11 protein-coding genes are annotated in these 14,781 nt (G+C 65.6%); 8 read left to right on the top strand and 3 right to left on the bottom strand.

Annotation, left to right across the window (positions count from 1 at the left end; translation table 11 throughout):
* The coding region (locus tag IVB47_RS12605; RefSeq protein ID WP_247461926.1) for an SDR family oxidoreductase at positions 1-833 on the bottom strand (833 nt) is incomplete at its 3' end.
* An 89-nt stretch (positions 834-922) separates the two neighbouring features.
* On the opposite strand from IVB47_RS12605, the gene IVB47_RS12610 reads away from it, so the two are divergent.
* Positions 923-1,759, top strand: a complete 837-nt coding sequence (locus IVB47_RS12610) for a helix-turn-helix transcriptional regulator (protein WP_247408628.1) — start codon at positions 923-925, stop codon at positions 1,757-1,759.
* Positions 1,760-1,832: 73 nt separating this feature from the next.
* Here the strand turns inward: IVB47_RS12610 and IVB47_RS12615 are convergent, their stop codons facing one another.
* Both IVB47_RS12615 and IVB47_RS12620 read right to left on the bottom strand, forming a co-directional pair.
* Positions 1,833-3,065 (bottom strand): FAD-dependent oxidoreductase, encoded by a 1,233-nt coding sequence (locus IVB47_RS12615; RefSeq protein WP_247461928.1) that lies wholly within the window; start codon positions 3,063-3,065, stop codon positions 1,833-1,835.
* Positions 3,066-3,129: 64 nt separating this feature from the next.
* Positions 3,130-5,451, bottom strand: coding sequence for a ribonuclease E/G (locus IVB47_RS12620; RefSeq protein WP_346730792.1), 2,322 nt, complete (start codon positions 5,449-5,451; stop codon positions 3,130-3,132).
* A 120-nt stretch (positions 5,452-5,571) separates the two neighbouring features.
* On the opposite strand from IVB47_RS12620, the gene IVB47_RS35520 reads away from it, so the two are divergent.
* The 7 genes from IVB47_RS35520 to IVB47_RS12650 form a co-directional block, all read left to right on the top strand.
* Positions 5,572-6,324 carry a hypothetical protein gene (locus IVB47_RS35520; RefSeq protein ID WP_346730793.1) on the top strand — a complete coding sequence of 251 codons (753 nt, stop codon included), beginning with the start codon at positions 5,572-5,574 and terminating at the stop codon, positions 6,322-6,324.
* A gap of 612 nt (positions 6,325-6,936) precedes the next feature.
* Positions 6,937-8,229, top strand: a complete 1,293-nt coding sequence (locus IVB47_RS12625) for an N-acetylmuramoyl-L-alanine amidase (protein WP_247408631.1) — start codon at positions 6,937-6,939, stop codon at positions 8,227-8,229.
* Between the two features lie 304 nt (positions 8,230-8,533).
* On the top strand, positions 8,534-11,035 hold the full coding sequence (locus tag IVB47_RS12630; RefSeq protein WP_247286227.1) for a penicillin-binding protein 1A: 2,502 nt from the start codon (positions 8,534-8,536) through the stop codon (positions 11,033-11,035).
* A 111-nt stretch (positions 11,036-11,146) separates the two neighbouring features.
* Positions 11,147-12,278 (top strand): peptide chain release factor 2 gene (prfB, locus tag IVB47_RS12635; RefSeq protein WP_247461934.1). Its coding sequence is split into 2 segments (ribosomal slippage): positions 11,147-11,215 and positions 11,217-12,278, totalling 1,131 coding nucleotides; the frame shifts between segments, so codons are not numbered across the junction.
* On the top strand, positions 12,278-13,159 hold the full coding sequence (locus tag IVB47_RS12640; protein ID WP_247461935.1) for an NAD(P)-dependent oxidoreductase: 882 nt from the start codon (positions 12,278-12,280) through the stop codon (positions 13,157-13,159). Before prfB ends, IVB47_RS12640 begins: the two co-directional genes overlap by 1 nt.
* Before the next feature lie 139 nt (positions 13,160-13,298).
* Positions 13,299-14,210, top strand: coding sequence for a DMT family transporter (locus IVB47_RS12645; RefSeq protein ID WP_247461938.1), 912 nt, complete (start codon positions 13,299-13,301; stop codon positions 14,208-14,210).
* A gap of 108 nt (positions 14,211-14,318) precedes the next feature.
* Positions 14,319-14,781: ABC transporter substrate-binding protein (locus IVB47_RS12650; protein ID WP_247461940.1), on the top strand; the 463-nt coding region annotated here is incomplete at its 3' end.

Here is a 14,781-nt window from a genome sequence, read left to right on the forward strand (position 1 = left end):
TTTTCTTTGGGCGACCAGCCGAGAGCAGCACGCGTCTTCGCGCTCGAGGTCGGAACGTCGGCGGCCGCGAACTGTGCGAACCAGCCGAAATGCGCGGCCGCTTCCTCGGGCGATTGGGACACCACGGGCACGCCCAGCCGCCGGCCGATCACTTCCGCAATCGCCTTGAACGGCACGCCTTCCTCGGCGATCGCGTGATAGTGCTTTGCGGTTGCGCCTTGCTCCAGCGCCAGCCGGTAGACGCGCGCGGCATCGATGCGGTGCGCGGCGGGCCAGCGGTTGCCGCCATCGCCGACATAGGCCGATACGCCTTTCTGGCGCGCGAGGTTGATCAGGATCGGGACGAAGCCGTGGTCGCCCTCGCCATGCGTGGAGGGCGGAAGGCGCACAACGGCGGCGCGGACGCCGGCCAGCGACAGCGCGGTCGCTTCCGACACGCGCGGAAAGCGCTGCGCCGACACATCGTCCTCGGTGGCGAGGCGGCCGGGCGCAAGCAGCGCGACGCCGGAGGTGACGATGAGGGGGCGACCGGAGCCCTTGAGCTCCTCGCCGATCGCCAGGATCGCGCCGCGGTCGAGCTCGCAATTGTCCAGAAACTTCGAGAAGTCGTGGTTGAAGCCGAGGTGCAGGACGCCGTCGGAGGCGGCGGCGCCGCTGCGCAACGACGCGTGATCCTCCAGCGACCCGCGGTGGACATCGGTGCCCATCGCGGCGAGCGCCGCGCCTCCCGCATCGGAGCGGGCGAGGCCCGTGACCCGGTGGCCGGCGGCGATCAGGTCGCGGACGACGGCGGAGCCGACGAAGCCGGTGGCGCCAGTGACGAAAACACGCATGAGTATCTCCAGGCTTGGTGGAGACGACCATCTGCGCTAGGATTATCCGGGTAAAGTAGTGACATTATCAGGGTATGATTGCTAACAGGATGAGCGAGAGCGCGACAGCTGAGAACCTCTTGGGGACCTACCTCAAGGACCGCCGCACCCGGCTCGATGCCGCCGCGTTCGGCTTCGCGGGTAGCCGCAGGCGCACGCCCGGGCTGCGCCGCGAGGAGGTGGCGCAGCGCGCCAATATCAGCCCGACCTGGTACACTTGGCTCGAGCAGGGCCGCGGCGGCGCGCCGTCGCCCGATGTGCTCGACCGCATCGCGCGAGCGCTGATGCTGACCGATGTCGAGCGTGAACACCTGTTCCTGATCGGGCTCGGCCGCCCGCCCGAGGTGCGCTACCAGGCGAGCGAAGGCGTCTCGCCGCGGCTGCAACGCGTGCTCGACGCGCTGGAGACCAGCCCGGCGATCATCAGAACTGCAATCTGGGACGTCGTTGCCTGGAATCGCGCCGCGACCATCGTGCTGACCGATTACGCCAAGCTCCCGCCGGAGCGACGCAACATCTTGCGGTTGATCTTCTGCGAGCCGCGGGTGCGCGCCGCGCAACATGACTGGGGCCGTGTGGCCCGCTTCGTGGTCGCCGCCTTCAGGGCGGATGCAGCGCGGGCCGGGGCCGTCTCGCATGTCGCCGACTTCGTCGATGAGCTCTGCCGCCTTAGCCCCGAATTCGCGTCGCTATGGCGCGACAACGACGTCCGCGCCCATGGCGAAGGCGTCAAGCATCTGCGCCACCCCGTGCTCGGTCCGATCGCGTTCGAATATTCGGCCTTTGCCGTAGATGGTAGGCCAGATCTCGGCATGGTCGTCTACAATCCGGCGACGCCTGATGATGCCGAACGCATCAGGACACTTCTCGCCGAGCGCGCTGGCTGACGGAATTTGCGAACTCGCGCGTTCAACCTGCATCGGGCGACGCGCGCGCGGTGCTTGCCGTCAACACTGCGAATTAGAATCGCTCCGGCCGGTACGGCGTCGGATCGATCGCGGGCGTTTCGCCGCTCATCATCTCGGCGAGCAGGCGCCCGGTCGCGGGTCCCAGCGTAAAGCCCTGGTGGCCGTGGCCGAAGTTCATCCAGAGGCCGGGATGGCGTGGGGCGGGGCCGAGCACCGGCAGCATGTCGGGCGTGCAGGGGCGGGTGCCGAACCACGGATCGGGCTCGACCCGCTTGCCGAGGTCGATCAGCTCGCGCGCGGAGGCTTCCGCGCTGGCGAGCTGCACGGGCGTTGCGAGCGCGTCCAGGCCGGTCAGCTCCGCGCCGGTGGTGATGCGGATGCCTTTGGCCATCGGACCCATGGCGTAGCCACCGGCTTTATCGACCAGAGGCAGATCGAGCGAGGCGCCACCGCTGTAATGCATGTGGTAGCCGCGCTTGCGCACCAGCGGGATGCGATAGCCGAATTTGAGCAGGAGATCCGGCGACCACGGCCCGAGCGTCACGACGGCGTGGGCGGCGTCGATGCGTCCAACGTCGGTCCCGACCGACCAGCCGGTCGCGGTTTGCTGCAAGCTCTGGGCATCGCCTAGCACGATGGTGCCGCCGAGGCGTTCGAACAGATCGGCATAGGCCGTGACCAGCGCGCCGGGATCGGACACGGTCCAGGTGTCGAGCCAATGGATCGCGCCGGGCAGGTCGTCGCGCAGGACAGGTTCGGCCTTGGCGAGCTCGGCGCCCGAGAGCGTACGAAACCTCACGCCGAATTCGCGCTGGTCTTCTTCCGCCGCCTTGACAGCGAGATCGAACGAAGCTGCGTCGCGATGCAGGTGCCGGTATCCCGCGCGGCGGATCAGATTGTCGGCGTGGGCTTCGCGAATGAGGATGTCGTGCTCCGCCGTCGCGTAGGCGATCAGCCGTGCCCAGGCGTCGATCGCTTCGCGATGCCGCTTCGGCGCCGAATGCCACCAATACCGCAGCAGGGGCTCGATATGGAGATGAAGCGATGACAGGCTGTAACGCACGTCGTTGGTGCGTCCGGTCGCGATCTTCAGGAGCGTGGCGAGGTCGCGCGGCATCGGATAGGGGCGCACCGCTTCCGCCTGGATCATGCCGGCATTGCCGTAGCTGGTCTCGCGGCCCGGCTCCCTGCGGTCGATCAGCGTGACGGACCAGCCGCGCTGCTGGAGGTGCAGCGCCGCGCTGACGCCGATCATGCCGCCGCCGAGGACGATCACGCTTTGCATCGAACTGACCTCGCAAATCAAAACCGCCCGGTTTGGCCGGGCGGTTTCAACAGTTTTGTTCGCTTTATTCGCCGCCGCCGAAGCGGCGCGACCACCAGCCGGCACGACGCGGTGCGGCCGACGTTTCGCTTGCCGCTGCGGGCGCGGGCTCCGGAGCCGGTGCGGGCGGGGCAACCGGCTCGGGCGCCTGAGCAACCGGCGCCGGTTCACTCTGGCTGCTCGACAGGAAGCTCACCTTTTCCCGAACCGTCGAACGGCGTCGTGAGGCCTTGTCGTCGGCGTTCTCTTCGTCCGCGGCAGCAGGAGCCGGCTCAGGCCGGGCCGCTGCCTCGATGCTTGCCTCGATCTTTGCCGCGGCGCGCGGCTCTGGCTGGGTGACCTGCGGCTGCGAGGTGTGCTCGGCCTGCGCGATCGAGGGCGCAGCCTCGCCGCTGAAACCGTCGAAATCGGCGACTGCGTCGGTCGCTTCCGACGGCGCATTGGCCGCGAGCTCGTCGCCGATGGAGCCGGCGAGACCTTCCTCGCCAGGACCACGCCGGCGGCGTCCGCCACGGCGACCACGCCGGCGGCGGCGGTCCGCGCTGCCCTGCTGCTCGCCACGGGCTGCCTGGTCCTCGCCTTCCTCGCCGTCCGGCTCGGCCTCGGCATCCTCTTCGCCTTCGCCGGCCGCCATGGCCGTCTCGGCAAGAGCGGCAGCGCCATCCTCGCGCGTCTCCTCGTCGCGCGGGCCACCGCGACCGCGGCGACGACGGCGACGCTTGCGGCGCTGGCTGTCCTGCTCGGTAGCGTCGCCTGCGGTCTGCTCGCCTGCGGTCTGCTCCTCGGCGAGACCTTCGGTCTCCTCGGTCTCGACCTCGGATTCGGTCTCGGGATCGAATTCCTCGTCGTCATAAGCCTCTTCGACCAGGGGCGGCGGGCTTGCGGCCGCCTGCGCCGCCAGCAGAGCCTTGGCGGCTTCCAGCGTATGCACCTGCTCGCCGCGGTCGATGACATAGGCCTGAGGTCCGTTGACGCTCGGATCGGCGATGACCGCCAACGTGACCTTGAAGCCGTTCTCGAGGTCGCGCAGATGGCCGCGCTTATGGTTCAGCACATAGAGCGCGACGTCGGTGCGGGTGCGGACCACCAGATTGTGGGTCGCGCCCTTCATCAGGATCTCTTCGAGGCCGCGCAGCAATTGGAGCGCAACCGAGGACACCGAGCGCACATGGCCGGTGCCGCCGCAATGCGTGCAGGGATCGGTCGAGGACTCCAGCACGCTGGCGCGGATGCGCTGGCGCGACATCTCGAGCAGGCCGAAATGCGAGATGCGTCCGACCTGGATGCGCGCGCGGTCCTGCCGGAGGCAATCGGACATCTTGCGTTCGACCGCGCGGTTGTTGCGCTTCTCGTCCATGTCGATGAAGTCGATGACGATCAGGCCGGCGAGGTCGCGCAACCGAAGCTGACGCGCAACCTCCTCGGAGGCCTCAAGATTGGTCTTGAGCGCGGTGTCTTCGATATGATGCTCGCGCGTCGAACGACCGGAGTTGACGTCGATCGAGACCAGCGCTTCGGTCTGGTTGATCACGATGTAGCCGCCGGAGCGCAGCTGCACGGTCGGCGAGAACATCGCATCCAGCTGGCTTTCGACGCCCATGCGCGAGAACAGCGGCTGGCCGTCGCGATATTGCTTCACCGCGCTCACATTGGCGGGCATCAGCATCTTCATGAAGTCGCGCGCTTCGCGGTAACCGGATTCACCGGCAACTGAGATCTCGTCGATCTCCTTGTTGTAGAGGTCGCGCAGCGAGCGCTTGATCAGCGAGCCTTCCTCGTAGACGAGGGTCGGGGCCTGCGACTTCAGCGTCATGTCGCGCACCGTCTCCCACATCCGGATCAGGTACTCGAAATCGCGCTTGATCTCGGGCTTGGTGCGGGCGGCACCCGCGGTGCGCAGAATGATCCCCATGCCCTCGGGCACGTCGAGATCCTGCACCACTTCCTTCAGGCGCGAACGGTCCTGCGCGCTCGTGATCTTGCGGCTGATGCCGCCGCCGCGCGCGGTGTTCGGCATCAAGACGGCATAACGGCCGGCGAGCGAGAGGTAGGTCGTCAGCGCCGCGCCCTTGTTGCCGCGCTCTTCCTTGACGACCTGCACCAGCATCACCTGGCGGCGCTTGATGACTTCCTGGATCTTGTACTGGCGGCGGGGACGGAAAGTGCGCTCCGGCACTTCCTCCAGCACATCGTCGCCGCCGACGGATTCAACGACGTCCTCTTCGGCTTCCTCGTCGTCCTCGTCTTCGTCGTCATCCTCGGCCGTGGCTTCGAATTCGTGATGCGGAGGCTCCGCACTCTCGCCTGCGGCGTACACGGCGTCGGCAGGCTCAGCAGCCGATGTCACGGCCTCGGCAAGGTCGTCGGCGTGTGCGTCGGAGGCAACCTCCTGCGGCTCGGCAACGGCCTCGGTGGCGACCGCGGGCTCGGCGGCGATCGCTGCGACAGGCGCCGGTGTCTCGTCGGCATGATCATGGTCGTGGTGGTCGTGCTCGCCATGATGATCGTGCTCGTGATGATCATGGGCGTGATGATCGTCACCATGGGCATGATGATGGTCGTCGTGGTCATGCCCTTCGTGGTCATGTGCTTCGTGGCCGTGATCATGATGATCGTGGCCTTCGTGCTCGCCGTGATGCTCTGCGCCGGCGTGCAGGTGCTCGCCCTCGTGCGACGCGCCCTCGGGCAGGGCCTCGCCCTGGACCTGCCGGGCCGCGGGATCGCTGCCTTCGACGACGTCGCTGCGGACGCGCTCGCCATGACTACGACGGCGGGAATTGCGGTGGCGGGAGCGACGGCGACCCTGGGAGCGGTTCTCGCTCTCTTCCTCGGCCTCGCGATGGGCCTGCTCCTCGGCTTCGATCAGCGCCTGCCGGTCGGCAACCGGGATCTGGTAGTAGTCGGGATGGATTTCGCTGAAGGCGAGGAAGCCGTGGCGGTTGCCGCCATATTCGACGAAAGCGGCCTGGAGCGAGGGTTCGACCCTTGTGACCTTGGCGAGGTAGATATTCCCGCGCAGTTGCTTGCGTTGCGCGGTCTCGAAATCAAACTCTTCGACGCGATTGCCGCGGACCACGACGACCCGGGTCTCTTCCGGGTGGGTGGCATCGATCAACATCTTGTTGGGCATATCTTAACTCTTGGCGGCGGCGGGCGCGATTCACCGTGGGCGCCATCAGCGCTGCCGGGTGACGCGACGGTCCACCTGATTCGGGGGTGAGGGGAAGGCCGAAACGCCGTCTCTCGCGCCTTGCCGAACCGGAAGCCGGAGGACCAAAGCGGCGCGCGGAATTTTCACTCCGCAGCGTCGCGAATGGTCCTTCGGAATTGGTCGGCACAGTCTGGCGCATCAAGCGTCGGCCCGTATGAAACATTGGGCGGCGGGGCCGCCCCTCAATCAGTTGCTGTTGGCCAGGCATGGCGCGAGCGCGCTCGCCTTGGGTATTACGAACCGTTCCCTTGGATTAAGGGACCGGGTAACGGGTCGCGCCGCTGTCAGAACCGTCCCGGAAACGTGGTGGTAACCGGGGACCGTCCGCCGCCGGGGCTTGCCCCGTCCACCTCGCTGCCGCGCACCGCGCTGGACTTAGAGGGGAACGGAAAAACGCTGGAATTCCCAAACCTTGAGAGTTCCGGCGCTGCACCGGGAGGCTGAATGCGACACAACCGAAAATATCGGCCGTCAGCATTCCGTACATACGTGGATTGGGCCATTCGTGCAAGGAGCGTCGCACGGCGGTCACAGTCAGCGAGTTTCGCGTGTCCGTCATTAAGGATCGTTTAACCCTGTGGTTCTATTGCGTTAAAGAGGCTGCTCGGAGGCACGGAATCGGTGGCGAGCCGCGCAAATCAAAGGATCCTGCTGGGATGCGTGCTGCTCTGCGCGGCGGCATTGCCGTGTGCTGATTCCTCGCGCCTGAAGGCTGCGGAAAGTCAGCCTCAACTCCCTGTTGCATCAGCGAATTTCCCGACGGCCTCGGCCGCCCGGCTGGCCGGCGACGGCCGGCAAACGCGCTTTGTCCTCGACATCGACCAGACCGTGACCTTCCGCGCCGTCACCCTGGCTGACCCGTACCGGGTGGTGGTCGACGTGCCCCAGCTTAATTTTCAACTTCCCGCCGGCACCGGTTCCGGCGGACGCGGACTGGTCAAGGCCTTCCGCTATGGGCTGGTGATGCCCGGCGGCTCCCGAATCGTGTTCGACCTGACCGGCCCGGCCAAGATCGCCAATTCCTACGTGGTGGAGGCTGCCAACGGTCAGCCGGCGCGGCTGGTGCTCGAACTGGAGGAGGTCGAGCGCACCGCCTTCGTGGCGTCGTTAGCTCCGGAAAACCGCCCTGAGCTGCGGCCGGCAATTGCCGATCCGCCGCCCGCGACGGTTCCGGCATCTGCGCACCCTGAAGCCGGGCAGAAGGCCGATGGCCGCGCGGTGGTCGTCATCGATCCCGGCCATGGCGGGATCGACAACGGCACGCAGTCGAGCGGCGAGAGCGAGAAGAATCTGGTGCTGGCCTTCGGCCTGGCGCTGCGCGAACGGCTGGAAAAAACCGGCAAATATCGCGTGGTGATGACCCGAGACGACGACACATTCATCCCGCTCAACGACCGGGTCAAAGTCGCCCGCAACCTCAAGGCGGCGTTGTTCGTCTCTATCCATGCCGACGCGCTGCCGCGCGCCGAGGGCGATGCGCAGGGCGCGACTATCTACACATTATCCGACAAGGCATCAGACGCCGAGGCGCAGCGGCTGGCGGATGCGGAAAACCGGGCCGACGCCATCGCCGGCTTCAACCTCGCGGAGGAGCCGACCGATGTCGCCGACATCCTGATCGATCTTACCCAGCGGGAAACCCGCACCTTTTCAAGTCGTTTTGCCCGCCTGTTGATGGGCGAAATGAAGTCGACGGTGCGCATGCACAAGCATCCCCTGAAGTCGGCTGGCTTCCGGGTGCTAAAGGCGCCCGACGTGCCGTCGGTCCTGGTCGAGATCGGCTACGTCTCCAACAAGGGCGACCTCGAGCATCTGGTCTCCGAGGGATGGCGTTCGCGTGCGGTGGGCTCGATGGCGCAGGCCATCGACGGGTTTTTGGCCAAGCGGATGGCCACGGCCGGATCGTCCAATTGACGACCGGGGATCGTCGAACTGACGACCGGGGTCGTCATATTGACGACCCGGGGATCGTCGAATTGAGAGTGATTTTCCGTCCCGCCGCAAAAGCCCTAGTTTGGCCACAGCGGGCGCTTTATAAAAACGCCGCAGGGGGTTCCGGAATCGGCGAGAATCCCGCTCGGCAAGCGTCTTGGGTCCGGCACTGATAGTATTGAGTAAGGCCGGTGAATTCGCGATGGTTTGGTGCCTGTTTTCGGTGCCAAGGGCTGATCTTAAGCTGGTCTTGGGCTGATCCAGAGTTTGAACGGATAAACAGATAATGCGCTTGCTGGTGCGGTTCATGGGCTTCCTGTTCGCCGCGGGAACGGTGTTGTTCCTTGTCGGGGTCGGTGCCATCGCAGGCCTGATCTGGCATTTCTCCAAGGACTTGCCGGACTACTCTCAGCTTCAGGATTACGAGCCGCCGGTGATGACCCGCGTGCACGCGACCGACGGCTCGCTGCTCGGCGAATACGCCAAGGAGCGGCGGCTTTACCTGCCGATCCAGGCGGTGCCGAAGCTCGTGATCAACGCTTTCCTCGCGGCCGAGGACAAGAATTTCTACGAGCATGGCGGCATCGACTACACCGGCATGGCGCGCGCCGGCGTTGTCTACATCCAGAATTACGGCTCCAATCGCCGCCCGCAGGGCGCTTCCACGATCACCCAGCAGGTCGCCAAGAACTTCCTTCTGACCAACGAAGTCTCCTTCGCCCGCAAGATCAAGGAAGCCTTGCTGGCGATGCGGATCGAGAAGACCTACTCGAAGGACAAGATCCTCGAGCTGTATCTGAATGAAATCTATCTGGGCCTCGGTGCCTACGGCATCGCGGCCGCGTCGCTGGTTTATTTCGACAAGTCGGTGAACGAGCTGACGGTGGCGGAGGCGTCCTATCTGGCGGCGCTGCCGAAGATGCCCGCGACCCTGCATCCCGTTCGCAACCGCGACCGCGCCATCGAGCGCCGCAACTACGTGATCGATCGTCTGGTTGAGAACGGCTGGGTCAAGCAGGCCGACGCCGACAAGGCGCGCAAGGAGCCGCTGGCCGTGACCAGCCGTTCCAACGGCGCCCACACCTTCGCCGGCGAGTATTTCGCCGAGGAAGTGCGCCGCGACATCTTCGAGCGCTATGGCGAGAAGAAGCTGTACGAGGGCGGTCTCTCGGTCCGCACCACGCTCGATCCGAAGATTCAGGTCATGGCGCGCAAGACTATGGTCGCCGGTCTCGTGAACTATGACGAGCAGCAAGGCTATCGCGGTGCCATCAGCAAGCTCGACATTTCGGGCGACTGGGGCGTGAAGCTCGCCGAGATCAAGTCTCTGTCCGATATCTCGCCGTGGCGCATGGCGGTGGTGCTGGAGACCAGCGATCAGTCGGCGCGCATCGGCTTCCAGCCGAGTCGCGAACTCGGCGGCGCCATTAGCAAGCAGCGCGAGACCGGCCTCATCACGCTCGATGGCATCAAATGGGCAAGAGCGGCGTCCGGGGCTGCGAAGGGCAGGGCGGCGAGCGCGGTGTCGCAAGTGCTTCAGCCCGGCGACGTGATCTACGCCGATCCGCTGTACAAGGACGCCCAGCCTGTCGAGGGCCAGTACCGGCTGCGCCAGATTCCCGAAGTGTCCGGCGCGATGGTGGTGATGGACCCCTGGACCGGCCGCGTGCTGGCAATGGTCGGTGGCTTCTCGTTCGACCAGAGCCAGTTCAACCGCGCCACGCAGGCCTATCGGCAGCCCGGTTCGTCGTTCAAGCCGATCGTCTATTCGGCCGCGCTCGACAACGGCTATACGCCCTCGACTGTCGTGCTCGACGCTCCGATCGAAATCGACCAGGGCCAGGGCGCCGGCGTGTGGCGGCCTGAAAACTTCTCCTCGGGCAAATTCCAGGGGCCGGTGACGCTGCGCAATGCGCTGCGGCAGTCGCTCAACACGGTGACGGTGCGCCTCGCCCAGGACATCGGCATGCCCCTGATCGGCGAATATGCCCGCCGCTTCGGCGTTTATGACGAACTGCCGAACTATCTCTCCTACGCGCTCGGCGCCGGCGAGACCACGGCGATGCGCATGGTCACGGCCTATTCGATGCTCGCCAATGGCGGCCGCCGGGTGAAGCCGACTCTGATCGACCGGATCCAGGATCGCTACGGCCACACCATCTTCAAGCACGACCAGCGCGAATGCCGCGGCTGCGACGCGCCGGGTGGTTGGAAGAACCAGAACGAGCCGCAGCTGATCGACCGCCGCGAGCAGGTGCTGGATTCCATGACCGCCTATCAGATCACAGAGCTGATGGAAGGCGTGGTCCAGGCTGGTACCGCGACCGTGGTCAAGCAGGTCGGCAAGCCGATCGCCGGCAAGACCGGCACCACCAACGAGGCCAAGGACGCCTGGTTCGTCGGCTTCTCGCCCGACGTCGCCGTTGCCATCTATATGGGCTACGACAAGCCGCGTCCGCTCGGCAAGGGTAACGCCGCGACCGGCGGCCATCTGGCGGCTCCCATCGCACGCGACTTCCTCCAGCTCGCGCTCGCCGACAAGCCGGCGGTCCCGTTCAAGGTGCCGGCCGGCATCAAGCTGGTGCGGGTCGTCGCCAAGTCTGGCATGCGCGCCGGTCCAGGCGAGACCGGCGGAACAATCCTCGAAGCCTTCAAGCCGGGCACGGCGCCGCCGGATAATTATTCGGTCATCGGCGTTGCCGATGCCGACGGCCGCATGCCGGCGTCACAGCAGCAGCAGCCGGATTCCGGTTTCTTCATGCGGCCGGGCACCGGCGGGCTGTACTAGGGCTTAGGACAATAAAGGCGTTCTTCGCCGCGGCGGTTGCGCTTTGCAGCCGCCGCCGCTACATCCCGTTGCAACGAGATGCGGAACAATCCCGCGAGACCAGAGAAGCACATGCGCGCCGAAATCGAACGGTTGGTAGAAGAGATCAAGCAGTCTGTCGGGCTGCTGAGGAGGCATCTTTGACGTCGAGAAATCGACGGCGCGCCTCGCTGAGCTGAACAAGCTCGCAGAAGATCCCAACCTCTGGAACGATCCCCAGAAAGCCCAGAAATTGATGCAGGAGCGCACCTCGCTTGAGGATGCACTCTCCGGCATCGGCAAGGTCGAGCAGGAGCTCGAAGACGACATCGGCATGATCGAACTCGGGGAAGCCGAGGGCGATGAGGGCGTCGTCAAGGAAGCCGAAGCCGCGCTGAAGACCCTCAAGAAGGAAGTCGCCCGGCGCGAGCTCGAGGCGCTGCTGTCGGGCGAGGCCGATAGTTTCGATTCCTATCTCGAAGTGCATGCCGGCGCCGGTGGCACCGAGAGCCAGGACTGGGCGCAGATGCTGCTCCGCATGTACTCGCGCTGGGCCGAAACCCGCGGCTTCAAGGTCGAGATGCTGGAAGAGTCCGAGGGCGAAGAGGCCGGCATCAAGTCCGCGACCATCCAGGTCTCCGGTCACAATGCCTATGGCTGGCTCAAGACCGAGGCGGGCGTGCACCGCCTGGTGCGGATCTCTCCATTCGATTCAAACGCGCGGCGGCACACCTCGTTCTCATCCGTAGCCGTGTTTCCCGTGATCGACGACACCATCAAGATCGACATCAAGGAATCCGACGTTCGCGTCGACACCATGCGCTCTGGTGGTGCCGGCGGCCAGCCCGTCAACAAGACCGAATCCGCGGTACGACTGACGCATATCCCGACCGGCGTCGCCGTGGTCTGCCAGGCCGGCCGCTCGCAGCACAAGAACAAGGCGCAGGCCTGGGACATGCTGCGCGCCCGGCTTTACCAGATCGAGCTGAAGCGGCGCGAGGAGAAGGCCGCCGCCGACCAGGCCGCCAAGACCGACATCGGCTGGGGCCACCAGATCCGCTCCTACGTGCTGCAGCCCTACCAGATGGTGAAGGACCTGCGCACGGGTGTGCAGACCTCGGACACCTCAGGCGTGCTCGGGGGCGATCTCGACGAGTTCATGGCCGCAACCCTGGCGCAGCGCGCCTTCGGCACTCCCGGCGCCGACATCGAGGACGTCGACTGATGCTCCGCATCGCCTTCATCGGGCTTGGACGGATGGGCCATGGCATGGCCGGCCGCTATCTCGATGCCGGTTTTACGGTAACGCTGTGGAATCGCAGCAAAACAAAAGCGGAAGACCTGATCGCGCGCGGCGCGCTGTGGGCGACCTCGCCCGAGGACGCGGCGATCGACGCCGACGCGGTCGTGACCATGGTCGCCGATGACGAGGCCTCGCGCGCAGTCTGGCTCGGCCCCAAGGGCGCAGCCAAGACGGCGAAGGCCGGCACCATCGCGATCGAATGCTCCACCGTCTCCTATGACCATGCGCGCGAGATGGGCCGCGAAATGAATGCGCGCGGTCTGATCTATATCGATTGCCCCGTGACCGGATTGCCGGATGCGGCCGCGAGCGGAAAGCTGACGCTGCTCGTTGGCGCCGATGCGGCCGATCTCGAACGCGCGCGGCCCTATCTGACACCGATCGGCTCGACCATCCGGCATTTCGGCGCGGTCGGCACCGGCACCGTCTACAAGCTCGTCAACAATCTGATGGGTGCGATCCAGATCGCCGGCCTCGCCGAGGGGCTTGCCATCGCCGAGCAGGCCGGGCTCGACATGAATCTCGTGCTGGACTCGATTCAGGCTGGCGTCGCCGCGAGCCCGCAGGTGCAGCGCCACTCCAAGCGCATGGTCGCCCGCGATTTTTCCGGCGCAACGTTCACGGCGGCACTGCGGCACAAGGATGCCGCCTACGCGGTGAAGCTCGCCGAGAGCCTGCTGGCCGACAAGCCGCTGGTCGCGCGAGCCGCGGTCGAGGCCTACGCGCAAGCGAAGGCCGCGATGCCTGACGACGACGAAGGCAAGATGATCGAGCTGGTGTCGCGACCGAAGAAGCCATCGTAGCCGATCACATCGACGCGGGGCAGCCTCGTTCGCCCCCCTTCGAGCATCGGCCTTGTAAACGGGTGCGTCATCGGAAATCGGGTGGCGCTGTTTGCCGCGTTGTCCTAGGTGGCTGTCTCGCCTACCGATGTGAGACGCCATGTCCCCGAACGACAACCGTATCGACGCGCGCGACTGGTCGCTGCTCGCTGTGCTCTCGGTGCTCTGGGGCGGCTCGTTCTTCTTCAACGGCGCTGCGCTGCTGGAATTGCCGCCGCTCACGCTGGTGTTTATGCGCGTTGCACTTGGCGCGGCCATTCTGCTGCCGCTGCTCCATATCCAGCGCGTCGGCTTTCCCAAGGGTGTGACGGGCTGGAAGCCGTTCGTGGCGATTGGGCTCTTCAGCAATGTCATCCCGTTCTCGTTGATCGTGATCGGCCAGACTTTCATTCCAAGCGGGCTGGCGTCGGTCCTGAATGCCACCACGCCGCTGTTCACGGTGATCGTGATGGCCGCGGCGGGCGAAGAGGCCTTACGGCTCCGCCGCTTCGCCGGCGTAGCACTGGGCCTCGCCGGCGTGGTCGTCCTGCGCGGATGGGGCGTTGAGACGCGGGTAGGGCAGGGGTTCGGCATCCTGCTCTGCCTCGGCGGCGCCTTCAGCTATGGCTTTGCGGCGCTGGCGGCGCGGCGGCTGTTGAAGGACTCGGCTCCGCTGGGGACGGCAAGCTTCCAACTCATGGCGTCGACGGTGATGATGGCGCTGGTCGCGGGCGCAACGGAGCAGCCGTGGCGTCTGCCGATGCCGGGCCTCACGACATGGCTCGCGGTGCTTGGCCTTGCCGGCTTGTCGACAGCGCTCGCCTATATCGTCTTCTTCCAGATCCTGCGGCGCTCCGGCGCGACCAATGTGATGCTGGTGACGCTTCTCATTCCCGTCACCGCCATTCTTCTGGGATGGCTTGTGCTGGGCGAGCCGATCTCCATGCGTGAGATCGCGGGCGCGATCGTGATCGGCAGCGCGTTGCTGGTGATTGATGGGCGCGTTCTGAACCTGCTGCGGCGCGGCACATAGTTCCAGAGCCGCCGTTTCACCTCGCGGAAAATCGCGGCGCTTGCCAGCCGAGAGCCACCTTGCGACACTCCCAGCAAAACAAGACTATAAAATACAGGGGAGAGAACGATGCCGGGTCGTCGCAATAACCTTGCTGCCGTCGCCATGCTTGCTGCCGCAGTGTTGGCGGCAACATCAGCTCTGGCGCAGAAGAAATACGATCCCGGCGCCACCGATACCGACATCAAGCTCGGCAATATCATGCCCTATAGCGGGCCGGCATCGTCCTATGGCGTGATCGGCAAGACCGAGGCCGCGTTCTTCAAGATGATCAACGATCAGGGCGGCATCAACGGGCGCAAGATCAATTTCATCAGCTATGACGACGCCTATTCGCCGCCAAAGGCGATCGAGCAGGCGCGCAAGCTGGTCGAGAGCGACGAGGTGTTGCTGATCTTCCAGCCGCTCGGCACGCCTTCGAACTCCGCGATCATGAAATACATGAATTCCAAGAAGGTGCCGCAGCTCTTCGTCGCCTCCGGCGGCACCAAGTTCGGGGACCCCAAGAATTTTCCCTGGACCATGGGCTTCC

Origin of the sequence: Bradyrhizobium sp. 62 (assembly GCF_023073035.1) — a bacterium.
GTDB lineage: Bacteria > Pseudomonadota > Alphaproteobacteria > Rhizobiales > Xanthobacteraceae > Bradyrhizobium.